Source organism: Streptomyces sp. NPDC001889 (assembly GCF_053594535.1).
In genome coordinates this window covers 88,798-112,670 of sequence record NZ_JBSFER010000004.1, presented here as the reverse complement: position 1 = coordinate 112,670, position 23,873 = coordinate 88,798, and the positions used below count along the sequence as shown (strand labels likewise).

Sequence of the window (23,873 nt, the reverse complement as noted above, 5' to 3'; positions counted from 1 at the left end):
ACCACCGCACTGATACGAGGGGGAGCCCGGTGGTCCGGCCGCCTCTGTGAGAGGCATTCCAGTCAACACGCGTGCCCGGTACGGCGGCAGAGCACGCGCCGCCCCGGTCGGGGTACTCCGTTCACACCCCGTGCGAAGTGCCGCTCGCGGCGCGTGCCGTCCACTACGCTGAGCTGACCGAGCCCCCGGAGTGGCCATGCAGCCCAACACCCTGCTCGACGCCCTGCTGGACGAGGCGGGTTTCTCCCACGCGGGCCTGGCCGCCCGGGTGAACCAGGCCGGTCGCGCCCGGGGGCTGGCCCTGCGGTACGAGCACACCGCCGTGGCCCGGTGGCTGAAGGGCCAGCGCCCCCGGGGCCAGGTGCCCGACCTGCTGTGCGAGGTGCTCGCCGGCCGGCTCCAGCGCGCTCTGACCCTCGGTGACATCGGCCTCGGAAGCCCCGGCGACACCGCCGACCCGTCGTCCCCGCTCTCCGGTTTCGTCGAGCGGGCCGCCGCCCTCTGGCGCTCCGACGAACAGCAGCGCCGCCACATCATCGAGGCGCCCGCCGTCACCGGAACGCCCGCCGTGATGCCCGTCTGGGAGTGGGAGAACCCCCCGGAGGACGCCGATGTCTCCCGTACCGGAAAGAACCGTGTCTCACCGGCCGACATCGGTATGCTGCGGGCCGCGCGCGCCCACTACGAGCTGATGTACCGACGGGCGGGCGGCATGGCGACCCGCGCCCGGATCGTCGGATTCCTCAACGCCGAGACCGCGCCGCTGCTGCGCGGCACCTACAGTGACGCCCTGGGGCGGCAGTTGCACCGGGCGACCGGCGGGCTGGTCGCGGTCGCCGGGATCTGCGCGTACGACTCCGACGCCCACGGCCTGGCCCAGCGCTACTTCCACCAGGCGCTGCGCCTGGCGAAGGCCAGCGGGGACCGGGGGCTCGGCGCCTATGTGATCGCGCTGCTGGTCAACCAGTCGCTCTTCATGGCCGAGTACCGGCAGGCGGTGGCCTTCGCGGAGGCCGCGCTGCGGGCCTCCGGCGGCCGGATCACTCCGGCGCTCGCCGCCGATCTGCACGCCATGCAGGCCAAGGCGTACGCCCATCTCGGCGACGGCGGGGCCGCGCTGGGCTGTATCCGGCGGGCGGAGCAGGAGGCGGAGCGGATTCGTCCGGTGCACGAGCCGGACGAGACCGGCTATGTGCAGCCGGGGCTGGTCAATGTGCAGGCCGCCGAGGCGCTGCTCAGCCTGGGGGATCTGCGCGCCGCCCATGAGCACGCGACGGCGGCCGTGGGCGTGCCCGCGCACGACCGGGGCCGGGTGCACCGGCTCGCCATGCTCTGCCAGATCGAGCTGCGGCAGGGCGAGGCCGACCGGGCGGCGGGGACGGCCGGGGAGATGGCCGAGCAGGTGCGGGGGATGGAGTCGCAGCGGCTGCGGGACCGGCTGCGCGCGGTGCGCGAGTATCTGGTGGCGAGTGGCTCCGCCCGGGCGGCGGAGGCGACGGAGCTGATCGACGGGGCGCTGCGCGTGCCGCTCTGACCGCCGGTGGCGCGGCTCGGCCGGCTGTCCTCCCGGCCGAGCCGCGCCGGGTGCGCCGGGTGCGCCGGGGCTCCGCCCTCCGCCCGGCCGGGGTGCCGTGCGCGGGCTGCCCGGTGGGGCGCCCGGAGGAGGCCCGAAGGACGCCCGCCGCGTGCCCGCCGGATGCCCGAAGGACGCCCGCCGGATGCCCGGCGGATGGCTTTTCCGACCCTCCGGCCGCTGCTGCGATGTTGCCACCTACTGGTCGAAAGGTGGCCCAGAACGTGCAGTGGACGAACTTGAACGAACAAAATGTGTATGAGAACCGCTGGTTCAGCGTCAATCTGGCCGATGTCGCTCTACCGGACGGCCGACGGCTGGACCACTTCGTGATACGGATGCGCCCGGTCGCGGTCGCCACCGCCGTCAACGACGCCAATGAGGTGCTGCTGCTGTGGCGGCACCGTTTCATCACGGACAGCTGGGGGTGGGAGCTGGCCGCCGGGGTGGTCGAGGACGGCGAGGACATCGCGGCGGCGGCGGCCCGGGAGATGGAGGAGGAGACCGGGTGGCGCCCGGGTCCCCTCCAGCCGCTGATGTGCGTCGAGCCGTCGAACGGACTCACCGACGCCCGCCACCACCTCTACTGGTCCGATTCGGCCGTCTGGACCGGTCACCCCGAGGACGACTTCGAGTCCTCGCGCCGGGAGTGGATTCCGCTCAAACTGGTGCCCGACATGATCGCCCGCGGTGAGGTCCCGGCCGCCAATATGGCGGCCGGGCTGCTGATGCTCCACCATCTGCGGCTCGGCTGAGCCGGCCGTGGCGCCGGGGCGCCCGGCGGGGTCAGGAGTACGGGTAGAAGCCCGCGCCCGTCTTGCGGCCGAGGCGCCCCGCGTCCACCATCCGCTGGAGCAGCGGGGGAGCGGCGTACAGCTGCTCCTTGTACTCGCTGTACATCGAGTCCGCCACCGACGCGACCGTGTCCAGACCGATGAGGTCGGCGAGCTTCAGCGGGCCCATCGGATGGGCGCAGCCCAGCTCCATGCCGTTGTCGATGTCCTCGCGGCTGGCGATCCCCGACTCGAACATCCGGATCGCCGAGAGCAGATACGGGATGAGGAGGGCGTTCACCACGAAGCCCGAGCGGTCCTGGGCGCGGATGGGGTGCTTGCCGAGGACCTTCTCCACCACGGCCTCGGCGCGCAGCACGGTCTCCTCGGAGGTGGTGAGCGCCGGGATCAGCTCCACCAGCCGCTGGACCGGGGCCGGGTTGAAGAAGTGGATGCCGATGACCTGGTCGGGCCGGGAGGTCGCGACGGCCAGCTTCACCAGGGGGATCGAGGAGGTGTTGGAGGCGAGAATCGCGTCGCGGCGGGTGACCACCTGGTCGAGCACCTGGAAGATCTCGGTCTTGACCTGCTCGTTCTCCACGACGGCCTCGATGACGAGATCGCGGTCGGCGAACTCCCCGAGGTCAGTGGTGAAGCTGAGCCGCTCCAGCGTGGCGTCCCGCTCCATCTCGGTGATCTTGCCGCGCTCGGCGGCCTTCGCGAGTGAGTTGTAGAGCCGGGTCCGGCCGATCTCCAGGGCCTCGCCCGTGGTCTCGGCGACCTTCACCTCCAGCCCGCTGCGCGCGCACACCTCCGCGATGCCCGCGCCCATCTGGCCACAGCCCACCACTCCGACGCGTGCAATGTCGGCCATTGAGTCCGTCACCTCGTGCCTTTCGCTGATCCAGTGCTGGTCGTGCGGGGGCGGCCCCGCCGGGCTCACCGGCGGGACCGCGACCCTCGCACGTTACTCCGCGCGGTGCCGTGGATGACGGCCAGGGGCGGGCATGCTGTCGGCAGGGACCGAGAGAGGCGAGGGTGCATATGGCACATTTCGGGAGAAGAGGGTTTGTGGCCACGGCGGCGGGCGCACTCGCCGGGCTGACGGTCACGGGGGACGCCGCCGCGGCCCCGGAGCGGTCACCGGCCGGGGGCCGCGCGTCGTACCGGGACTTCCGGGGGATGTGGCTGGCGACCATCACCAACCGCGACTGGCCCTCCCGCGCGGGCCTCGGCGCCGATCAGCAGCGCCGTGAGCTGCTCGCCCACCTCGACACCGCCGTCGACCGCCGGCTGAACACCGTCGTCCTCCAGGTCCGGCCCGCCGCCGACGCGCTGTGGCCGTCGCCGCACGAGCCGTGGTCGCAGTATCTGAGCGGTACGCAGGGCAAGCACCCCGGCTGGGACCCGCTGGGCACCGCCGTGACCGAGGCCCACCGGCGCGGCCTGGAGCTGCACGCCTGGTTCAACCCCTACCGGGTCGCCACCCACACCGACCCGTCCCGGCTGGCCGAGAGCCACCCGGCCCGCAAGCACCCGGACTGGGTCCTGCCGTACGGCGGGAAGCTCTACTACAACCCCGGCATCCCGGAGGTCCGCGCCTTCGTCCAGGACGCGATGATCGACGCCGTACGCCGCTATGACATCGATGCCGTCCACTTCGATGACTACTTCTACCCCTACCCGGTCGCGGGCCAGAGCTTCGACGACGGCGAGACCTACGCCCGGTACGGCTCGGGCTTCGCCGACCGGGCGGCCTGGCGCCGCGACAACATCGACCGGCTGGTACGGGAGATGTCCGCGCGGATCAAGGAGACCCGGGCGGGCGTCCGGTTCGGGATCAGCCCCTTCGCGGTCTGGCGCAACCGCTCCACCGACCCGCGCGGCTCGGACACCCGGGCCGGGGTCCAGACCTACGACGATCTGCACGCCGACACCCGCACATGGGTCCGGCAGGGCTGGATCGACCATGTGATCCCGCAGATCTACTGGCACATCGGCTTCGGCGCCGCCGACTACGCCAAGCTGGTGCCCTGGTGGAACGAGCTGGTACGGGGCACGGGCGTCGACCTCGTCATCGGCGAGGCCCTCTACAAGGCGGGCGACCCCGCCCAGCCCGAGCCCTGGCAGGACCCGGCCGAGCTGTCCCGGCATCTGACACTCACCCGCGACTACGGCGGAGTGCGCGGGCACTGCTTCTTCTCCGCCAAGGAGGTCGGGGCCGACCGCAACGGCGCGATGGCGCGTGTGGTCGCCGACCACTACCGGGACGCCGCGCGACGGCGGAGAGGGTAGGCGGGGCCGCCCGGCCGGAGAGACCTCCGGCCGGGCGGCCGTGGTGTCGCGGGGGCGGCGCCCGGGTCCGTCAGACGGGCTCGTGCGGCCTGATCACACAGTCGGGGCCCGGCGACATCACCGTCTCGTGCCCGTCCTCGAAACGGACCCGGAACGGAGGAGCGCCTTCCGGCCCCAGCACCTCGACAACCTCGGCGACCCGGTCGTGCTGCCCCACGGTCCTGCCGTGCACCAGCAGCTGATCGCCCACCTGTGCCCGCATCGGGATCGACCTCCTCGACCTCATCGAAGGCGGTGGTCCGTGGTTCCGAGTCTACGGCGGGGTCCGCGACGCGCATCCGCGCCGCCGCCCCCGGGGCCGGCGCCGGCCCCGGGATGGGCCCGCGCCGTTCGGGGGCGGCACCCGGACGGGGCCCGTGCTCGGGGCCCGTCCGGCGCCCGGCGGGGGCCGGCCGCTCCGGGGCGGGCGGCTCAGCTGCGGGCGCGCTGGGTGACCGCGATGCACAGCAGCACCCCGCCGGCGGCGAGCGGCGCGGCCGGGGAGAGCCGCTCGCCGAGCAGCGCCACCGACCACACCAGCGTCAGCAGCGGCTGCGCGAGCTGGAGCTGGCTCGCCCGGGCGATGCCGATCGCGGCCATGCCCCGGTACCAGACGTACAGCCCGAAGAAGGACGAGACAGTCGCCACCCAGACCAGACCGGTCACGCCCTGGGCCGTCAGCCGCACCGGCTCCAGAGCCAGGGCCACCGCCGAGCCCGCCAGGGAGAGCGGCAGACACAGGACGAGGGACCAGCCCGCCACCTGCCACCCCGGGATCTCACGGGCCAGCCGCCCGCCCTCGGTGTAGCCCGCCGCGCACACCAGCAGCGCCCCGAGGAGATACAGATCCCCGCTCCGGAACCGGCCGCCGCTCTCCGCCACCGTGAACACGACCACCACCGCCGCCCCGGCCACCGCCGCCAGCCAGAAGGCGGGGGAGGGGCGCCGGCCGGTGCGGACGGCCGCGCAGCCCGCGGTGGCCAGCGGCAGCAGCCCCACCACCACGGCGGCGTGGGAGGTGGTGGAGGTTTCGAGGGCGAGGGTGGTCAGCAGCGGGAAGCCCACGACCACACCCGCGCAGACCACCGCGAGAGAGCCCCAGTGGCGGCGCTCCGGCAGCCGCACCCGCAGCGCCAGCAGCACGCCGCCCGCGACCAGCGCGGCGAGTGTGCCGCGCACCGACACCAGCGACCAGGGGCCGAAGGACTCCAGACCCCAGGCCGTGGCCGGGAAGGTGAGCGAGAAGGCGACGACTCCCAGCGCGGCGACCAGGGTGCCGCTCAGGGCCGCTGGGCGGCCGGTGACCGCTATCGGAGAAGGGAGAGTAGCGCTATCCTGTGCTGTCATGCATGAGCGTAGCAGTGTGGCCGAACTGGCAGCGGTGCTGAGAAATGAGCTGGACCGCTATCCCCATGGTGGAAAGCTGCCGTCGAGTCGAGCGCTGGTGGAGCGCTTCCGGGTCTCCCCGGTGACCGTCTCCCGCGCCCTGGCCCGGCTCACCGCCGAGGGCCTCGTCGTCACCCGCCCCGGCGCCGGTGCCTTCCGGGCCGAGGGCCGCGACCGCACGCCCGTCCCCGGGGACACCTCCTGGCAGGAGGTGGCGCTGAGCGCCGACCCCTCCGCCGACGCCGTGCCGCGCACCGTCGACGCCTCCGGGGTGCTGGTCACGCTCGCCGCCCCGGCACCGGGCGTCATCGAGTTCAACGGCGGCTATCTGCACCACGCGCTCCAGCCGGAGCGGGCGATGGCCGCCGCCCTCGCGCGGGCCGGGCGCAGGCCGGGGGCCTGGGGGAGGCCGCCATCGGAGGGCCTCCCCGAACTGCGCGAATGGTTCGCCCGGGGGCTCGGCGGCACCCTCGCGCCCGCCGATGTGCTGGTGACGGCCGGCGGGCAGTCCGCCCTGACCGCGGCCCTGCGCGCGCTCGCCCCGCCCGGCGCGCCCCTTCTGGTCGAATCCCCCACCTATCCCGGGATGCTCGCCATCGCCCGCTCGGCGGGGCTGCGGCCCGTGCCCGTCCCCGTGGACGCCCAGGGGGTCCGCACCGAACTGCTCGCCGAGGCGTTCCGCGCCACCGGCGCGCGGGTCTTCGTCTGCCAGCCGCTCTACCAGAACCCCACCGGAGCGGTGCTCTCCGCCGAGCGGCGCCCAGAGGTGCTGCGCATCGCCCGCGAGGCCGGGGCCTTCGTCGTCGAGGACGACTTCGCCCGCAGGCTCGCCCACGAGGACGCGGGCCCGCTCCCGGAGCCGCTCGCCGCGGACGACCGCGACGGGGTGGTGGTCCATGTCGGCTCGCTGACCAAGGCGACCTCGCCCAGCCTGCGCGTGGGGATGCTCGCGGCGCGCGGGCCGGTGCTGGAGCGGCTGCGCGCCATCCATGTGGTGGACAACTTCTTCGTCTCCCGGCCGCTCCAGGAAGCCGCGCTCGAACTGGTCGGATCGCCCGCCTGGGCACGGCATCTGCGGTCGGTGGCGGCCGAGCTGACCACCCGGCGCCGCGCCATGACCGCCGCTCTCGGGCTCCGGCTGCCCGAACTCGCCCTGCCGTACGTCCCGTCCGGGGGCTTCCACCTCTGGCTGCGGCTGCCCGAGGGCGCCGATGAGGCGGTGCTGCACTCCGCCGCCCTGCGCGCCGGAGTGGCCATCGCGCCCGGCCGCCCGTACTTCAGCGCGGAGCCCCCGGCCGCCCACGCGCGGATCAGCTTCGCCGGGGTGGCGGGCGGGTCGGAGATCGCCGAAGGGGTGCGGAGGCTGCGGGCGGCGGCCGACGAGGCGCTGGGCCGGCGGTGGGGCAGTGGTGGGGCCGCGGTGGGTGACGCCGCCGGAAACTCCTGGTGAACCCCTGCTCGCCGGGGCGGAGTGGACCGTTCTGTCTCTTGACCACCCGGCGCCCGGGGCTCACTATCTCGCCATGAGTGTCCGGATCACGCTGGTTGCCGCCGGTCGCTGTTCCTCCCTGCTCGCGGAGCGCTTCGGCGACGACCGGTCCCTCGACCGGACCGGCTGGTACGAGGTGCAGCTCGCCGCCCCCGCCCTGCTGCCGCTCAACGCGGCCGAACTCCGCTACTGCTCCCCGACGCCCCGCAGCCGGACCACCGCGCAGGCGCTCGGCTACGCCCCCATGGCGCAGCCCGCGCTGCGCGACTGCGACATGGGCCGCTGGCGGGGCTTCACCCTGGCGGAGGTGGCGGCGGTCGACCCCGGGGCGGTGGACACCTGGCTGAGCGATCCGCGCGCGACGCCGCACGGAGGGGAGTCGCTGCTCGCGTTCATCCGGAGGGTGGGGGGCTGGCTGGATACGCGGCCGGCGGGGGAAGGGGGGTGGGTGGTGGCGGTCGCGGAGCCGTCGGTGGTGAGGGCTGCGCTGGTGTACGCGCTGAAGGCTCCGCCGCACGCGTACTGGAGTGTGGAGGTGCGGCCCCTGTCCACTCTCACCCTCCAGGGCACCTCGGGTTACTGGACCCTGCGCCTGGAGACCCCGACCTGACCCCTCTCACGCCTCCATCGCCGGCGGGGCTGCCTCCGCGTCGCCCTGCCGCGAGCCCGTCACCGCCCGAGTGCCGGTCCGTCTGGGGGCAGCTCTCAGAGCCGCCGGCTCTGGGGGAGCTTGAGGACGGCCCCTGTGCCACAGGACCCCGCACAGTGCGGGCCACGGTCGGGGGCCGGCCCCCGAACCCCCGCTCCTCAAACGCCGGAGGGGCTGGATTTCGTGCCTCAGCCCGCTGGAGGGGCCGGGGGTGTGTGGCTGAAACGCCGGAGGGGCCGGGTGGTGCGGCTCAGCCACGGGTCGGGTGGTGCGGTTCAGGTGGCGGAGAGGTCGGGTGGTGCGGTTCAGGTGGCGGAGAGGGGTGAGAGGGTGCCGCTCACGCTGCGGAGGGGGCGGGTGGTGCGGGGCAATCCGGGGGAGAGGCGGGCCGGGTCAGGGGGAGCGGTGGGCGCGGCGGTGGGCCGCGACGCGTTCGCGGGTCGCGCAGCGGCGCGAGCAGTAGCGGCGCCCCGGCCCACCCCCCTGAACCAGAAACACATTCCCGCAGGCCGCCGCCGCACACACCCCACCGGGCCCCCGCTGCCGATCCCACACCAGCACCATCAGCGCCAGACACGAGGAAGCGAGCATCCACTCCCCCCAGGGCGCGTCGTCGTCGCCGTCCAGATGGGGGTGCCAGGGGGACGCGCCCCGGTGCGAGGTCAGGCGGAGGCGCCCGGCGCTCCGGGGCAGCAGGTCGTTGAGGCGGGCGGCGGCCTCATCCACCCCGTCGGCCGCGAAGACCTCGCGGAGCCGCACGGCGGCCTCCCGCATCTCCGCGACATCCCGTTCGGCCGGCTCGGGAGCCCCCGCCTCCCCGTGCTCGCGCAGCACCCGCGCCAGCGCGGCGGGGGACGGCGGACCGGTCTCGGCGGTCAGCACATTGATCAGGGCCGCGGTGCGCCGGGCCACGGCGGAGACCGAGTGCCGGGCGGACCACGCGCTGCCCGGGGCCGGAGGGTCCGAAGGAGCTGCCATGAGGCGAATGTAACGCATCTGGCGCATATTTGAGTTACCTGAGTAACGTCCTGGAGATGGGAAAGCGTTACGGCCTGTGGGGTTACACAGCGGGAGCCACCGCCGCCCGCACCGGCGACGAGATGGCGGGCCCGGCCCTTCTCCTGGCGGGAGCCGCCCTCACGGGATCGGCCGCACCGGCCTCGGCGCTGCTCGCCGGGATGACGGCCGCCGCCGCGGTGGGCGGCCCGCTCATCGGCGTACTGCTCGACAGATCCCCGGCCCCGGGCCGGCTGCTCGCCTCGGCCCTCGCCGGGTACGCGCTGGCGCTGGGCGCCGTCCTGCTCTGCCTCGGCCGCGCCCCGCTGGAAGCGGCCGTCCTCGTCGCCGTCGCCGCGGGCCTCCTCGCCCCCGCCCCGGCCGGCGGCTGGACCGCCCGGCTCCCGGACGTGGTCCCCCCGGCCGCCCTCCCCCGCGCCAACGCCCTCGACGCCCTCACCTTCAACGCCGCGAGCCTGGCGGGCCCGGCCCTCGCCGGAGTCCTCGCCCAGCTCGCGGGAGCGCGTGCGGGGGTGGCGGCGGCCGTCGCCCTGATCTGTCTGGCGCTCCCCTCCGCCCTCCGCCTCCCGCGCGGGGCCGCACCGGTCCCGGGCCACCCGGCGCGGGACCCCCGCCCGCCGGGGCTCCCGCGCGAGGTGGCGGCCGGGTTCCGGGCCATCGTGCGGAGCCGCCCCCTCGCCCGTGCCACGGCGGCCTCCACCGTGTCCTGCGCCGCCGAGGGCATCTTCGTCGCCTGCACCCCGCTGCTCGGGGAGCGGGTGCTCGGCGGCGCCGGGCCCGGAGTGCTGCTGCTCTCCGGGGTGGCCGCGGTGGCCCTGGCCGCCAACGCGCTGCTCGCCCGCCGGCCCGCCCTGCTGCCCCCGGACACCGCCGTCGCGCTCTGCCCCCTGCTGCTCGCCGCCGCGATGGCACTCGCCGCGACGGGCGCCCCGCTCCCGCTGCTCGCGGCGGTCGTCCTCGCGGGTCTGGGCGAGGGACCGCAGCTCACCGCGGTGTTCGCGATCCGGCACCGGGAGGCGCCCGATCACCTGCGCGCCCAGATCTTCACCACCGGCGCGAGCCTCAAGCTCACCGGCTTCGCCGCCGGCGCGGCCATCGCGGGGCCGCTGGCACAGCGGTCGCCGGCCGGCGCGCTGCTCACCGCCGCGGGCGTCCAGCTGCTCGCGGCCCTCTGCGCCGCCCTCCGGCCCCGCCGATGACCCCCGGACCCGGGGCCTTCCGTGTGGACCCGACCCCGCTCACTGATCCAGCCCGATCCACACGAAAGACCTACCAGCTCCCGCCCGCCGGCTGCCGGGTCGTCACATTGATCCGGTTGAAGAAGTTGGTCAGGCTGATCATCAGGACGAGCGACGCGATCTGCTTCTCGTCGTAGTGGTCGGCCACCTCGTCCCAGACATCGTCCGGCACCGCGTCCGACTGGTCGCTCAGCCGGGTCATGGACTCCGCCAGCCGCAGCGCGGCCCGCTCCGCTTCGGTGAAGAAGGGGGTGTCGCGCCAGGCGGCCACCGCGTTCAGCCGCTCATCGGTCTCGCCGTCCTTCTTCGCCAGCGGATACGCCCCGACCAGGCAGTAGCTGCATCCGTTGATCTGGCTGGCCCGCTGGTGGACCAGGTGCAGGGTGAGCGGCTCGACCCCGCCCTCCTCCTTCGCCGCCCTGATCGCCTCCAGGATCGCCGGGTAGACGGTGGGGAAGACCAGTGCCGGGTTCTTCATGCGTGCTGTCACAGCGTTCTCCTGTTAGAGCCGTTCGATGATCGCTTCCACTTCTCTGACGTTTCCCGGCGGGAGAATGTGACAGCGCGCGCCGGCGACTTCCGACCGCCGGCGCCGATCCGACCGGGGAAGGCCGCGCCCATGCACGCTCTCGAACTCTTCACCGCCGCGCTGAACGGGGACGACGGCCGGCTCCGCGCCCTCGCCGGACCCACCGGTCTGCTGTGTGCCGTCCCCGCGCTGTCGAGCGTGCTCCTGGTGGAGAACACCGCCGGCGAAACCCAGCGCGCCACCCTCGCCCTCGCCGGTCCGAACGGCGGGGGGATGGTCCGCACCGTGCCGCTGCCCCGCTCCTTCCGGGTGCGCGCCCTCGCCGAGGAGGGCGGGGAGTACGTCCTGACCGGCCCCGGCGGCCGTACCGTGCGCGGCACCCCGGACCAGTTCGCCCGGCATGTCAGGCTGATCGGCCCGGAGCACGACCCCGCGTACGAGAGCCACCGCGAGGAGGCGTTCCTCGCCACCCACCTCCTGCCGGTCGGCGGCCGCCGCGCGCCCGGTCTCGACGGCGGCGGGGAGGCCACGGTCACCGCGGCCGGCCAGGAGCTGTCGGTGGGCTTCGACAGCGCGGGACCGGAGAAGGCCGCCGCCCTGATGCCCCACCTCCGCTCGCTGCTGGACTCCTTCGACGGCGTCCGGCGCGCGGGGACCGCCTTTCTGTGGGAGTGGGGCGCCGACGGCACGGAGTCCGCCGGCGAGCGGGCCCGCTTCCTCGCCGGGACCGTCCCCACCAGCCTGGTCCTCCTCCGCTCGGGCGGCTTCGAGCTGCACTACGAGGACCTCGGCGAGGACGCCTTCCCGGAGGGCCACTGGCCCGCCGTCCGCTTTCTGGCCGACCGGACCCCCGTGGACGTCGTCGTCGAGTCCTGAGCCCCCGGCCCCTCGTCCTGCCCGGGGGCTCCCGCCGCGCCGCCGGACCCGTCGCACGGCCCGGCTCCACCGCCCGGGAGGGAGGGCCCTTTCGAGAGGGACCCGCACACGGGATATCTTGATGTCGAGCAATGTTGCAGACGTGGAGCGGAGCACCCGGTGACTGACTCGACCATCATCTATACGCACACCGACGAGGCCCCAGCCCTGGCCACGCACTCGTTCCTGCCCGTGGTCGAGGCCTACGCCTCGACCGCCGGGATCAGGGTCGAGAGCCGTGACATCTCCCTCTCGGGGCGGATCATCGCGAGCTTCCCCGAGCGTCTCGAGGAGAGCCGGCGCATCGACGACGCGCTCGCCGAGCTGGGCGAGCTGGCCAAGACCCCCGGCGCCAACATCATCAAGCTGCCGAACATCTCGGCGTCCATCCCGCAGCTCAAGGCGGCCATCGCCGAGCTCCAGGAGCAGGGCTACGCGCTCCCGGACTACCCGGACGACCCGAAGACCGACGAGGACCGCGACGTCCGCGCCCGGTACGACAAGGTCAAGGGCAGCGCCGTCAACCCGGTGCTGCGCGAGGGCAACTCCGACCGCCGCGCCCCCGCCTCGGTCAAGAACTACGCCCGGAACCACCCGCACCGCATGGGCGCCTGGACCCCCGAGTCCAGGACGAACGTCGCGCACATGACCGCCGACGACTTCCGCTCCACCGAGAAGTCCGCGGTCGTCGCCGAGGCCGGCACCCTCCGGATCGAGCTGGCCGGGGACGACGGCAGCACCACCGTGCTGCGCGAGTCGGTACCGGTCCTCGCGGGCGAGGTCGTCGACGCCTCCGTCATGCGGGTCGCGGTGCTGCGCGAGTTCCTGGCCGCGCAGGTCGCCCGCGCCAAGGCCGAGGGCGTGCTCTTCTCCGTCCACCTCAAGGCCACCATGATGAAGGTCTCCGACCCGATCATCTTCGGCCATGTGGTGCGCGTCTTCTTCCCGAAGACCTTCGCCGAGCACGGCGAGGCGCTCGCCGCGGCCGGACTGAGCCCCAACGACGGGCTCGGCGGCATCCTCAAGGGCCTCGACTCGCTCGCCGACGGCGCCGCGATCAAGGCGTCCTTCGAGGCCGAGCTGGCCGACGGCCCCGCGCTCGCGATGGTCGACTCGGACAAGGGCATCACCAACCTCCACGTCCCCAGCGATGTCATCGTCGACGCCTCCATGCCGGCCATGATCCGCACCTCCGGCCACATGTGGGGCCCGGACGGCCAGGAGGCCGACACCCTCGCCGTCATCCCCGACAGCAGCTACGCCGGGATCTACCAGGCCGTCATCGACGACTGCCGGGCGAACGGCGCGTACGACCCCGCCACGATGGGCTCGGTGCCCAACGTCGGTCTGATGGCCCAGAAGGCCGAGGAGTACGGCAGCCACGACAAGACCTTCGAGATCCCCGCCACGGGCACCGTGCGGGTCCTCGACGGCGCGGGCGAGGCCGTGCTGGAGCACGCCGTGAGCGCCGGCGACATCTGGCGCATGTGCCAGACCAAGGACGCCCCGATCAAGGACTGGGTCAAGCTCGCGGTCACCCGCGCCCGCGCGACCGGTGTCCCGGCGGTCTTCTGGCTGGACGAGACCCGCGCGCACGACGCGAGCCTCATCGGCAAGGTCCGGGCCAACCTGCCCGAGCACGACACCGAGGGCCTCCAGATCGAGATCAGGAACCCGGTCGACGCGATCACCTTCTCCCTGGAGCGGATTCGCCGCGGCGAGGACACCATCTCCGTCACCGGCAATGTGCTCCGTGACTACCTCACGGACCTGTTCCCGATCCTGGAGCTGGGCACCAGCGCCAAGATGCTCTCCGTCGTGCCGCTGATGAACGGTGGCGGACTCTTCGAGACCGGTGCCGGCGGCTCCGCGCCCAAGCACGTCCAGCAGCTCGTCAAGGAGAACTACCTGCGCTGGGACAGCCTGGGCGAGTTCCTCGCCCTCGCGGTCAGCTTCGAGCACCTCGCGCAGACCACCGGCAACGCCCGCGCCCAGGTCCTCGCGGACACCCTCGACCGCGCGACGGCGACCTTCCTCAACGAGGACAAGTCGCCCAGCCGCCGCCTCGGTGGCATCGACAACCGCGGCAGCCACTTCTACCTCGCGCTGTACTGGGCGCAGGAGCTGGCGAAGCAGACCGGCGACGCGCAGCTCGCGGAGGCGTTCGCGCCGCTCGCCAAGACGCTCGCCGAGCAGGAGGAGACCATCGTGGCCGAGCTGATCGCGGTCCAGGGCTCCCCGGTCGACATCGGCGGCTACTACCGGCCGGACGCCGCCAAGGCGTCCGCGGCCATGCGCCCGTCCGCCGCGTTCAACCAGGCGCTGTCGATCCTCGGCTAGGGAGTTCCCCCCCCCCGGCGCGTCCCGGCACGATCCGAAAGAGACTGCCCGGATCCCGGGAACCCGGCGCACCAACGCCGTGCGCCGCGCCCCGGCCGGAGTTCCCTCCGGCCGGGGCGCGGCGCGTACGGACCCCGTCAGCCGGCCCGGCGCGGCCCGCTCCCGGTGATGGCGGACAGCTCGCGCCCGGTCAGCGGCGGCGCGCCGAGCGGCGGATGCCGCGGCCCCAGCGCCGCGGCCAGCAGCACCCGCGGCCGTACGAGCGCGCTCAGCGGAGCCTCCAGCGAGGAGACCCGGGTGAACTCCCGGGTGATCAGGAAACTCCCCGTGGAAGTCTTCAGCAGCCGGTCCACATAGCGGGCGAGGAGCCGGTCCGCCGGGCCAGGCGCGCCTCCGCGCACCCCGGGGAAGAAGATGTCCTGCCCGACCGCCAGCTCCCAGGCCACCTCCACCCGCCGGGCCACCGCCCGCTGCACCCGCCGGGCCAGCCCCGGCGCCGTGACACCCTCCCGGGACGTCACCTCCCGCAGCGCCACCGCGCTCTGCGCCGCGATCGACATCCCGTGCCCGTAGACCGGGTTGAAGGTCGCCACCGCGTCGCCGATCACCACGAACCGCTCGGGCCAGTTCCGCGCCTTCTCGTAGAAGTGACGCCGGTTGCGGGTGCTGCGGTTGACCGTCACCCCGCCCAGCGGCTCCAGATGGGAGATCAGCTCCCCGACGATCGGGTGCCGCAGCCGCCGGGTGAACGGCTCGAACTCCTCCGGCCGGTCCGTGGGCTCCCCGCCCCGGGTCCCGGAGACGGTGACCAGCCACCGGTCCCCCTCGATCGGCAGCATCGACGCGCTCTGCCCCGGGCGCTCGGCCCGGGAGTCCGCCTGCACGGTGATCACCGGGGAGTCCGCCGTGCCCTCCGGAGCCCGGAAGACCCTGGTCGCGTACACCAGACCGAGGTCCACCGTCCGCTCGGGCACCGGTCCCGCGCCCAGCTCCACCAGCCACCGAGGGGTACGGGAGCCCCGCCCGCTCGCGTCCACCACCAGGTCGGCCCCGATCACCCGCTCCGCGCCGCCGGCCTCGCGCACCCGTACCCCGGTGACCCGTCCCGCCGTGCCGGTCAGCCCCTCCACCCGGGTGCGCTCCAGCACCCGCACCGAGCGGTCGGCCACCACCATGTCCCGTACGACGGAGTCCAGCAGGTCCCGGCTGCACGCGATCAGGAAGTGGGTCTCGTGCTGCCAGCGCCGGAACCAGCCCTGCGAGCTGAACCCCACCATCCCGGTGGGGATCGGTATCCGCCGCGCGCCGGCCGCCAGCCACCGCCGGGTCACCCCGGGCAGCAGCGCCTCCACCGCCCGCACCCCGCCGCTCCACAGCAGATGCACATGGCCCGCCTGGGGCAGGCCGCGCCGGGGAACGGGGCCGCCGGGCAGCTCGTCGTTCTCCACGACGCGGATGTCGTCCACCACTCCGCGCAGCGCCGCCGCCGCGAGCATCCCCGCCAGCCCTCCGCCGATGACGACGGCCCGGCGCCCACGCGCGTCCGCACTGAATGTTCCGGGGTCGGTCATGTGTCTGCTCTCTGCCAGGCCGCCGGGGGCGGGTCGGGTCGGCAACGGACGGTACGTCAGCGGGGCCCGGGAGCGCGGAGGGTGACGGCCGGCCGGGTCCACGGCCCCATGATCGCTCAGTGGGTCCGAGGGGCACCCGGGGTGTCCCGGTCACCCGCCGCCGGTCCGCCCGCCGTCCGGGGCCCGCCCCCCGCCGCCCGGCCGGCGGCACCCCGCCGAGGGGGAGCGGACAGCGCCCGGGACATCCGCAGCAGATCGCGCGACGCGTGCCCCGCCCCCGGCTGGAGAGTCCGGGAGGAGGCGATCACCCGGTGCTCGGGGTCGGCGCGCAGGGCCGCGAGCGCGGCGGTGACCATGGCGGCCTCCGCCGCCGCCTCCGCGTCCCGGGGGTCCGCGCCGGCGGCGAGCGCCCCGGCCAGCACCCCGGCCCTGACCCCGGGGTCGAAGTACGGATTGAGCGTCAGCAGCCCGTCGTGGATGTCGGACTCCCGCTGGAGCAGCCGCACCCCGGCAGAGGAGAACGGGGAGATCCTGACGCTGCCGCGCCCCTCGGCCGCCTCGCCCAGCAGCCGCCACAGGGGGCCCAGCCGCCGGTAGCGGCACCAGTCGCGCCAGGGGCTCTCCAGCCGCTGCACGACGAGCGGCAGCCCCAGCCCGGTGGCGATCAGGAAGGAGGCGGCGGACGCGAACGGGCGGGCGACGCCGGTGCTCAGCGCGTCCCAGTCGTGGCCCGCCCAACGGGCGCCGACCGCGGCAAACTTGCAGACATCGTAGGCCAGCGTCAGCAGATACCCCGCCACCATGAGGAACAGGCCCGCGCGCAGCACCCCGCTGACATCCCTCGACCAGCGTCTGCACAGCACCGTCATGATGATCGCCGACACGGTGTGCGCCAGCAGATAGAGGACGATCATCTCCCGGATGCAGGGGGTGGTGATGTAGTACGTGTCCAGGTCCCGCAGCCGCTCGACCGGCGCGTCCCCCAGGAAGAACAGCACGAAGAGCGCGACCCCGACCAGACCGTAGATCCCGGCGCACCAGCGGGTGGCCCGCCGGATGCGCTCGGGCGGGCCACCGCGCCAGTTGATGATCAGCACGATGCACGAGCCGCTGAAGGCGGTGAGGATCGTGTAGACGAGCGGGGCGGAGAAGTTGGGTACCCCGGTGACCTCGTTGACCCAGGCGATCGTGGGGATGGCGCCGAAGAAGAACACCCCCCAGCCCGTGATCAGGAGCAGGGCCACGGCCCGCAGCAGGGGGTCGCGCGGGTTGCGGAGCAGGCCGGGTAATCGGATGAGGAAGGCGAGGCCGCCGAGCGCCGCGGGCCCGTAGAAACTCAAGTCGGACATGGCAGGCCCCGCGCCTCTCGCTGCCGGGGAGCGGCGCGGGGCCGCTCCGTGACGGTCCGTGCTTCCCGCGCTCCCGGGGGCCCGGGGGCCCGGGTGTGGTGTGCGGTCAGGGTGACCCTAGTGGGCGGCGGGCGCGGAGTCAGCGGGGTGTGACGTACGCGCGGGGGAGTCGGGGGCGGGGGTGATACCTGAGAGCTATCCGGGAAGTGGGGACCGCGGCGGGACGCGGGTGATGCCTGCCGGCTCCTAACGTGATCGCCACAACCCGCACGGTGCGGGTTCCGGTGCCCCGGGCTCAGTCCTCAATCTCCCCCAGAGCTGCCTCTGGGGGGTGCCCCCAGACGGGCTGGGTGCGTCGGCCCTCCGGGCGATTGAGGGGTGCTGTCCCGGTGCGTCCGGTGTTTGAGGAGTGCCGCCCTGGCCCGTCCGATGTTTGTGCCGTACTACCCCGGCCCGTCCGGTGTTTGAGGAGCACCACGCCGACACCACCACCATGTCAGCCCCTCCGGCGAGCTGAGCCACACCACCTCAGCCCCTCCGGCGTTCGAGCCGTGCCACTTCAGTCCCGCCGGGAACCTGAGCAAACCCATCCCGGCCTGCGTTTGAGCCGTGCCACTTCAGCCCCTCCGGAGACCTGAGCAAACCCAGCCCCTCCGGCGTTTGAGGAGCGGGGGTTCGGGGGCTGGCCCCCGACCGTGGCCCGCACAGTGCGGGGTCCTGTGCCTCAGGGTCCGTCCTCAAGCTCCCCAGAGCTGCCTCTGGGAGGTGCCCCCAGACGGGCTGGGGCCGGCGCGGGGGCCGGCGCGGGGGCCGGCGGACCCGGGCCACCGGGTCCACCGGGTCCGCCGAGACGAAACACCCACCCTGGAAGGGAAACCCCATGCCCCGCCTCCGCCGCACCCTCCTCGCCGCCCTCATCGCCGCCTCCATCGCCCTCCCCGTCTCCGGCGCCGCCCACCCCGCCGCCGTCCCCGCCCCCACCCCCGCCGATCTCGGCCCGCTCCCGGCCGCCACCCCCACCGCCCTCGGCGCGCGGTACACCGCCAGCCGTGAGGGCGTCCGCGCCGCCGCGCGCGCCGCCGCCGGCCACGGCGACCGGCGGCGCGCCCTTGCCCTGCGGGCCATGGCGGGCCCGGACCGCCACTTCCTCACCTTCGACGGCCGCGACGGAGGCCGCACCGCCGAGGTCTTCGGCGACCTCTCCCGGGCCGGCCGCGTCGCCGTGCTGGTCCCGGGCGCCGACACCGGCCTCGACACCTATGAGCGGTTCCGGACCGACGCGTCCGCCCTCCAGCGGGAGCTGGGCCCCGGCGCCGCCGTCGTCGCCTGGCTCGGCTACCGCACACCCGGCACCACCACCCCCGAGGTGCTCACCACGGACCGCGCCGACGGAGCCGCCCCCGGCCTCCGCCGCTTCGTCCGGGAGCTGACCTCGGCCGCCCCCGCCGCCCGGGTCTCCCTGCTCTGCCACTCGTACGGCTCGGTCGTCTGCGCCCGCGCCGCCCCGGGTCTGCCCCTCGACACGATCGTCCTGTTCGGCAGCCCCGGCACCGGCGCCGACCACGCGGACCGGCTGCGCACCCGGGCGGCCGTCTGGGCCGGCCGCGGCTCGGGCGACTGGATCGGCGAGGTGCCCCACACCCGGCTCCCGCTGCTCTTCACCACCGTCGGATTCGGCCCCGACCCGGTCTCCCCGGAGTTCGGGGCCCGCACCTTCGACGCGGGCTCCGCCGGGCACGCCGACTATCTGAGACCGGGCTCCGTGTCCCTGCGGGCGATCGCCGGGATCGTCTCCGGGAGCACCTCCTCCGGGGAGGCGTCCCGTGCGTGAGCGAGCCCGCCGGATCGACGCCGCCACCCCGCGGGACCGCGACCGCGCCCTGGACGCCCTGCGCGCCTTCGCCATCCTCGGGGTGGTGCTCGGCCACTGGCTGGTGACCGCCCTGGTCACCGACAGCGGAACCGTGCGCACCACCAGCCCCCTGAACGTCCTCCCGGAGCTGGCGCCCGTCTCCTGGGTGCTCCAGACCCTCGCCGTGTTCTTCCTCGTCGGCGGTGTCCTCGGCGCGAGGAGCCGCACCTCGGCGCGTGCCCGGGGCCGGGGCTACCGGTGCTGGCTCCGCGCCCGGCTGGCGCGGCTGCTGCGGCCGGTCGTGGCCGTCCTCGTGGTGTGGGCGGTCGCGGCGGCGGCGATGCTGATCGCCGGGACCGGGCTCGCCACCGTGCACGCCCTGGTCCGGCTGGTCCTGGCGCCGCTCTGGTTTCTGCTGGTCTTCGCCGCGCTGACCGCCGCGACCCCGCTGATCGCCCGGCTGCACCCGCTCTGGCCGCTCGCGGTGGTCCTCCATGTGGACCTGCTCCGCTTCGCCTTCGGCGCGCCGGAGTGGATCGGCTGGCTGAATCTGGCGGCCGGCTGGCTGGTGCCGTACTGCCTGGGAACGCTCTGGGCCCGGTCCGGACTCCCGGGGCCCGCGACCGGCTGGGCGCTGCTCACCGCGGGCGCGCTCGCCACCACCGCGCTGGTGCTGTACGCCGGTTATCCCGCCGCGATGGTCGGCATACCCGGCGCCGGCACCTCCAACCTCAGCCCGCCGACCCTCGCGGCCGTCACCTTCGGGCTCGCCCAGTGCGGCGCCGCCCTGCTGCTGCTCCGCCCGCTGCGCCGGGCCCTCCGGCGCCCCGCGCTCTGGGCGGCGGTGGCCCTGCTGAACCTCTCCGCGATGACCGTGTTCCTCTGGCACCAGAGCGCGATGATCGCGGTCACCGCCCTCGGTCTGCTGGCGGGCGGCGGTCTGCCCGGGCTGCACACCGCCCCGGACGGTGCGGAGTGGGTGCTCGCCCGCACCGCCTGGCTGCCGGTGTTCGCGCTGGCGCTGCTGGTCTGCCGGGCGGCGTTCCGCGGCTGGGAGAGCGGTCGGGCCGGCGGTGGGGAGAGCGGCCGGAACAGCGGCCGGAACAGCGGCCGGAACAGCGGCCGGAACAGCGGCCGGGAGGGCGGCCGGGCCGGCGGTCGGGCCTGCGCTGAGGAGAGCGGCGGGAGGAGCGGTCCGGAGAGTGGCCGGTCGAGCTGCGGGAAGCGCGGTCGCGAGAATGTCCGGGAGGGCGGCCGGGACACCGCCACCGCCCCCGCCGCCCGGACGACCCCGGGGTGGGGCGGATGAGAGAGAGGGCGGGGGAGATGACACCACACCTGCGCACAGCGGCCACGGCGCTCCGGGCGGCCGGTCGCGCGCTCCGCGCGGATCTGCTGACGACGGACGGCGGCCCGCCCCCGGGCGCTCCCCGCCCCCGCCGGTCGGACTGGCTGCCGGTGTACGGAGTCCTGCTGACGCTCACGGCGGCGGTGCTGCTGATCGTCACCGTCGACCAGTACGTCTCCGGCTTCGGCCTGGGCACGGCGGCCGGGATCGCGCTCGCCTCGCTCCAGTACGGGGCGCTGGTCGCCGCCCTGTTCCGTCCCGTCCCCGCCTGGTGGACGACGCTGGTCGCCACCGTCGCGGTCACCCTTCTCATGGACCCGGGCCCGGGCGCCGACGCGCCCTACCCCTGGACCGAGTGGGCGATCGCCGGCCAGGCCGGAGTGCTCTTCGCGGTGGCCCTGCGGGCCCGCCCCCGGGTCGCGGCCGAGACCCTGGTGGTCAGCGCCGTCACCGGGCTGCTGTGCGGGATCGCCGTGTCCGGGGACACCCGGGGCGCGCCGGTCGCGCTGATGTCCCTCGCCCTGTCCACCGCGGTCGGCGCGGCGCTGCGCGGGCGGCAGCGGGCCCGCTCCGAACTGGTCGCCCAGGAGGAGATCACGGCCGGTGAGCGGGCCCGCCGCACCCTCCTGGAGGAGCGCAACCGGATCGCCCGCGAGCTGCACGACGTGGTCGCGCACCATATGTCGGTCATCTCCATCCAGGCACAGGTCGCCCCCCATCTGACCGAGAACCCCTCCGACGAGCTGCGCGAGAACCTCGCGGGCATCCGGCGGAGCGCGGTCGACGCGCTCGCCGAACTCCGCCGCGTCCTGGGCGTGCTGCGCTCCGAGGACGCCCTCTCCCAGGCCGTACGGCACGCCCCCCAGCCCACCCTCGACCGGCTGGACGAACTGTTCGCCCGGGTCCGCGCCACGGGACTCGTGGTCACCGCCCGCGCCACCGGCGAACGCCGGCCCCTGCCCCCGGGCGTCGAACTCTCCGCGTACCGCATCGTGCAGGAGGCCCTCAGCAACGCGATGCGGCACTCGCCCGGCGCGGCGGTGCGGGTGGACACCCGGTACCAGCCGTCGGGGATCATGATCAGGGTCACCAACTCCCCGCCGGAGCGACCGGCTCCGCCGACCCCGGGCGCCGGGCACGGACTCCTCGGGATGCGCGAGCGCACGGCGATGCTGGGCGGCGAGCTGGCCTGCGGAGCCACCCCGGACGGCGGCTGGGAGGTATGGGTGACCCTGCCCCGGCACACCGCTGCCCAGAGCTCCGAGGAGACCGTGTGACCACCGTCCGCGTACTGATCGCCGACGACCAGATGATGGTCCGCCAGGGATTCACCGTCCTGCTGAACGCCGAACCCGGTATCGAGGTCGTCGGCCAGGCCGTGGACGGGGCCGACGCCGTCGCCCGGGTCGGCGAACTCGCCCCCGATGTGGTGCTGATGGACATACGGATGCCGGGCATGGGCGGCATCGAGGCGACCCGGCTCATCACCGAGGCGGCGGGCACCACCGTCCGGGTGCTGGTGCTGACCACCTTCGACCTCGACGAGTACGTGTACGACGCGCTGCGCGCCGGGGCCTCCGGGTTTCTGCTGAAGGACGCGTCCGCGGACGAACTGGCCCACGCGGTACGGGTGGTGGCGGCCGGCGACGCCCTGCTCGCCCCGAACATCACCCGCCGGCTGATCTCCGAGTTCTCCCGCATGACCGGCACCGCCCGCGCACCCCTCCGGGAGCGGGTCGGCGAACTGACGGAACGCGAGACCGAGGTGCTCCTGCTGATCGCCCGGGGCATGTCCAACGCGGAGATCGCCGCCCGGCTGGTGGTGGCCGAGCAGACGGTGAAGACCCATGTGGGCCGCGTCCTGGTGAAACTGGGCGTGCGCGACCGGACCCAGGCCGCGGTCCTCGCGTACGAGACCGGACTGGTGCGCCCCTCCCGCAACTGACCCCGGCGGGCCCGGGACCCGGTACCGTGCCGGGCCGTCCCTTCCGGATCTCGCCGGGCTCGCGGGCCCTGGCACCGCGACCCCGCTCACCGGCCCGATCCGATCCGATCCGGCCCGGTCCGATCCAGTCCGGTCCGGTCCGGCCCAGGCCGGAAGGAACCAACTCCCTAGCGGACGAGGCACTCCTCGGCCCCGCCGGGGCCGCCGGCCGGGTCCTGCTCCGGGGCGGCGGCGATCAGGGTGTCCAGCGCGGCCCGTGCCGTCAGCAGACCGGCCACCGCGCTGTCGATCCGCTCCCGCTCCCGGTACAGCTCGTCCACCAGCCCGGGACAGCCGGGCACCAGGTCCGGCCCGTCGTCGACCATGCAGGGCAGCAGCTCGGCGATGGTCCGGGTGCCCAGCCCCGCGCCCAGCAGGGTGCGGATGTTGTCCACCGTACGGACGGTCTCCTCGTCGTACTCGCGGTATCCGCTGGGCCGCCGCTCGGGGACCAGCAGACCCTGCTCCTCGTAGTAGCGCAGCAGCCGGCGGCTGACGCCGGTCCGCCGGGACAGAGCGCCGATCCGCATGGGCCGTACCTCCGGGTCTCCGGGTCTCAGGGAAGTGAGGTTGACTCTCACACCGATGTGAGACTTTAGCGTGTTCCCCATGACACCACAGACCTCAACAGACCAGCTCATCACCCCTGTTACCGTCATCGGCCTGGGTCCCATGGGGGTGCCGCTCGCCGACGCGCTGCTGGCCCGGGACCATCGGCCGACCGTCTTCAACCGCACCCCCGGCAAGGACACCGCCCTCCTCGCCCGGGGCGCCACCGGCGCGGCGACCGCGGCGGACGCGGTGGCCGCGAGCCCGCTCACCCTCCTGTGTCTCAAGGACTACGACGCCATGTACGCGATCCTCGGCGCCGCCGGTGACGCGCTGAAGGGGCGGGTTCTGGTGAACCTCGGCTCCGGCACACCCGAGGAGGCCCGCCGGGCGGCCCGCTGGGCGGCCGAGCGGGGCGCCGAGTACCTGGACGGCGCGATCATGGTGCCGCCGCCGATGGTGGGCGCCCCCGGTTCGGTCTTCCTCTACAGCGGCCCCAGGGAGGTCTTCGACCGGCACCGGGAGCTCCTCGCCGCCCTGGGCGACCCCCGGTACCTCGGCTCCGACCCCGGTCTCGCGGTGCTCCACAACACCGCGCTGCTGGAGATCATGTACGCGACCATGAACGGTGTCCTCCACGCCACCGCCCTGGTCGCGTCGGCCGGGGTCCCGGCGGCCGACTTCGCCGAACTCGCGCTCGGCTGGTTCATGCCGTCCGTGGTGAACTCGACGCTCGCCGAGGAGGTGGCGGAGCTGGGCTCGGGGAACTACCCCGGCGACGCGGGCACCATGGAGATGAACCTCGCCGCCCTGGAGCACATCGTCCGCACCTCCGCCGAGCAGGGCGTCCACACCGACCAGCCCGCGCTGATGCGGGCCGTCGCCGAGCGGGCCATCGCGCAGGGCCACGGAGGCGACAACTATCTGGCCGTCTACGAGGTCTTCCGCAGGGCGGCGGCCGTTGGTTGACCACGGGG

The 23,873-nt window shown here is 74.4% G+C and carries 21 protein-coding genes; 13 read left to right on the top strand and 8 right to left on the bottom strand.

Annotation, left to right across the window (positions count from 1 at the left end; all coding sequences use genetic code 11):
• Positions 1-196 precede the first annotated feature (196 nt).
• Both ACWCRA_RS05750 and ACWCRA_RS05745 read left to right on the top strand, forming a co-directional pair.
• Positions 197-1,534 carry a transcriptional regulator gene (locus ACWCRA_RS05750; protein WP_351555130.1) on the top strand — a complete coding sequence of 446 codons (1,338 nt, stop codon included), beginning with the start codon at positions 197-199 and terminating at the stop codon, positions 1,532-1,534.
• 263 nt (positions 1,535-1,797) lie between these two features.
• The gene (locus ACWCRA_RS05745; RefSeq protein WP_351559722.1) at positions 1,798-2,328 is read left to right on the top strand and encodes an NUDIX domain-containing protein; all 531 of its coding nucleotides are present in this window, start codon (positions 1,798-1,800) and stop codon (positions 2,326-2,328) included.
• Positions 2,329-2,359: 31 nt separating this feature from the next.
• On the opposite strand, the gene ACWCRA_RS05740 is transcribed toward ACWCRA_RS05745, so the two are convergent.
• Positions 2,360-3,220, bottom strand: a complete 861-nt coding sequence (locus ACWCRA_RS05740) for a 3-hydroxybutyryl-CoA dehydrogenase (RefSeq protein ID WP_351559724.1) — start codon at positions 3,218-3,220, stop codon at positions 2,360-2,362.
• A 170-nt stretch (positions 3,221-3,390) separates the two neighbouring features.
• Between ACWCRA_RS05740 and ACWCRA_RS05735 the strand changes: the two genes are divergently transcribed.
• The gene (locus tag ACWCRA_RS05735; RefSeq protein WP_351559726.1) at positions 3,391-4,641 is read left to right on the top strand and encodes a glycoside hydrolase family 10 protein; all 1,251 of its coding nucleotides are present in this window, start codon (positions 3,391-3,393) and stop codon (positions 4,639-4,641) included.
• A 70-nt stretch (positions 4,642-4,711) separates the two neighbouring features.
• On the opposite strand, the gene ACWCRA_RS05730 is transcribed toward ACWCRA_RS05735, so the two are convergent.
• Together ACWCRA_RS05730 and ACWCRA_RS05725 are read right to left on the bottom strand one after the other, a co-directional pair.
• On the bottom strand, positions 4,712-4,903 hold the full coding sequence (locus ACWCRA_RS05730) for a DUF1918 domain-containing protein (RefSeq protein WP_351559728.1): 192 nt from the start codon (positions 4,901-4,903) through the stop codon (positions 4,712-4,714).
• Positions 4,904-5,112: 209 nt separating this feature from the next.
• Entirely contained in the window at positions 5,113-6,027 is a 915-nt protein-coding gene (locus tag ACWCRA_RS05725) for a DMT family transporter (RefSeq protein ID WP_351559730.1), read from the bottom strand.
• Here ACWCRA_RS05725 and ACWCRA_RS05720 point away from each other — a divergent pair.
• Both ACWCRA_RS05720 and ACWCRA_RS05715 read left to right on the top strand, forming a co-directional pair.
• On the top strand, positions 6,026-7,516 hold the full coding sequence (locus ACWCRA_RS05720; protein WP_351559732.1) for an aminotransferase-like domain-containing protein: 1,491 nt from the start codon (positions 6,026-6,028) through the stop codon (positions 7,514-7,516). The genes ACWCRA_RS05725 and ACWCRA_RS05720 overlap by 2 nt on opposite strands.
• 73 nt (positions 7,517-7,589) lie before the next feature.
• A complete protein-coding gene (locus tag ACWCRA_RS05715; RefSeq protein WP_351559734.1) occupies positions 7,590-8,165 on the top strand; it encodes a histidine phosphatase family protein in 576 nt (191 codons plus the stop codon).
• Between the two features lie 432 nt (positions 8,166-8,597).
• Here the strand turns inward: ACWCRA_RS05715 and ACWCRA_RS05710 are convergent, their stop codons facing one another.
• Complete coding sequence (locus ACWCRA_RS05710; protein WP_451066907.1) at positions 8,598-9,182, bottom strand: CGNR zinc finger domain-containing protein; 585 nt, start codon at positions 9,180-9,182, stop codon at positions 8,598-8,600.
• A 56-nt stretch (positions 9,183-9,238) separates the two neighbouring features.
• Here ACWCRA_RS05710 and ACWCRA_RS05705 point away from each other — a divergent pair, with 56 nt between their 5' ends.
• Positions 9,239-10,420, top strand: a complete 1,182-nt coding sequence (locus ACWCRA_RS05705; protein ID WP_451066906.1) for an MFS transporter — start codon at positions 9,239-9,241, stop codon at positions 10,418-10,420.
• A gap of 70 nt (positions 10,421-10,490) precedes the next feature.
• On the opposite strand, the gene ACWCRA_RS05700 is transcribed toward ACWCRA_RS05705, so the two are convergent.
• Positions 10,491-10,949, bottom strand: coding sequence for a carboxymuconolactone decarboxylase family protein (locus tag ACWCRA_RS05700; protein ID WP_351559774.1), 459 nt, complete (start codon positions 10,947-10,949; stop codon positions 10,491-10,493).
• Positions 10,950-11,078: 129 nt separating this feature from the next.
• Here ACWCRA_RS05700 and ACWCRA_RS05695 point away from each other — a divergent pair, with 129 nt between their 5' ends.
• Together ACWCRA_RS05695 and ACWCRA_RS05690 are read left to right on the top strand one after the other, a co-directional pair.
• Entirely contained in the window at positions 11,079-11,864 is a 786-nt protein-coding gene (locus ACWCRA_RS05695) for a hypothetical protein (protein WP_451066905.1), read from the top strand.
• A 159-nt stretch (positions 11,865-12,023) separates the two neighbouring features.
• Positions 12,024-14,243 (top strand): NADP-dependent isocitrate dehydrogenase, encoded by a 2,220-nt coding sequence (locus ACWCRA_RS05690; protein WP_351559778.1) that lies wholly within the window; start codon positions 12,024-12,026, stop codon positions 14,241-14,243.
• Between the two features lie 137 nt (positions 14,244-14,380).
• Here ACWCRA_RS05690 and ACWCRA_RS05685 read toward each other — a convergent pair whose 3' ends face one another.
• Both ACWCRA_RS05685 and ACWCRA_RS05680 read right to left on the bottom strand, forming a co-directional pair.
• Positions 14,381-15,814 (bottom strand): NAD(P)/FAD-dependent oxidoreductase, encoded by a 1,434-nt coding sequence (locus ACWCRA_RS05685; protein WP_451066904.1) that lies wholly within the window; start codon positions 15,812-15,814, stop codon positions 14,381-14,383.
• A 116-nt stretch (positions 15,815-15,930) separates the two neighbouring features.
• Positions 15,931-17,163, bottom strand: a complete 1,233-nt coding sequence (locus ACWCRA_RS05680; protein WP_451066903.1) for an MAB_1171c family putative transporter — start codon at positions 17,161-17,163, stop codon at positions 15,931-15,933.
• An 880-nt stretch (positions 17,164-18,043) separates the two neighbouring features.
• On the opposite strand from ACWCRA_RS05680, the gene ACWCRA_RS05675 reads away from it, so the two are divergent.
• The 4 genes from ACWCRA_RS05675 to ACWCRA_RS05660 are packed head-to-tail and all read left to right on the top strand — an operon-like array spanning position 18,044 to position 22,308.
• Positions 18,044-18,994, top strand: a complete 951-nt coding sequence (locus tag ACWCRA_RS05675) for an alpha/beta hydrolase (RefSeq protein ID WP_451066902.1) — start codon at positions 18,044-18,046, stop codon at positions 18,992-18,994.
• Positions 18,987-20,324: an acyltransferase family protein gene (locus ACWCRA_RS05670; protein ID WP_451066901.1), complete on the top strand. Its 1,338-nt coding sequence runs from the start codon at positions 18,987-18,989 to the stop codon at positions 20,322-20,324. The genes ACWCRA_RS05675 and ACWCRA_RS05670 overlap by 8 nt, the downstream gene beginning before the upstream one ends.
• Positions 20,325-20,341: 17 nt before the next feature.
• Positions 20,342-21,640: a histidine kinase gene (locus ACWCRA_RS05665; protein ID WP_451066900.1), complete on the top strand. Its 1,299-nt coding sequence runs from the start codon at positions 20,342-20,344 to the stop codon at positions 21,638-21,640.
• Complete coding sequence (locus ACWCRA_RS05660) at positions 21,637-22,308, top strand: response regulator transcription factor (protein WP_351557872.1); 672 nt, start codon at positions 21,637-21,639, stop codon at positions 22,306-22,308. Before ACWCRA_RS05665 ends, ACWCRA_RS05660 begins: the two co-directional genes overlap by 4 nt.
• A 167-nt stretch (positions 22,309-22,475) precedes the next feature.
• On the opposite strand, the gene ACWCRA_RS05655 is transcribed toward ACWCRA_RS05660, so the two are convergent.
• Complete coding sequence (locus tag ACWCRA_RS05655) at positions 22,476-22,877, bottom strand: MerR family transcriptional regulator (protein ID WP_451066899.1); 402 nt, start codon at positions 22,875-22,877, stop codon at positions 22,476-22,478.
• Positions 22,878-22,956: 79 nt separating this feature from the next.
• Between ACWCRA_RS05655 and ACWCRA_RS05650 the strand changes: the two genes are divergently transcribed.
• Entirely contained in the window at positions 22,957-23,865 is a 909-nt protein-coding gene (locus ACWCRA_RS05650; RefSeq protein ID WP_351557868.1) for an NAD(P)-dependent oxidoreductase, read from the top strand.
• Positions 23,866-23,873: the final 8 nt, after the last annotated feature.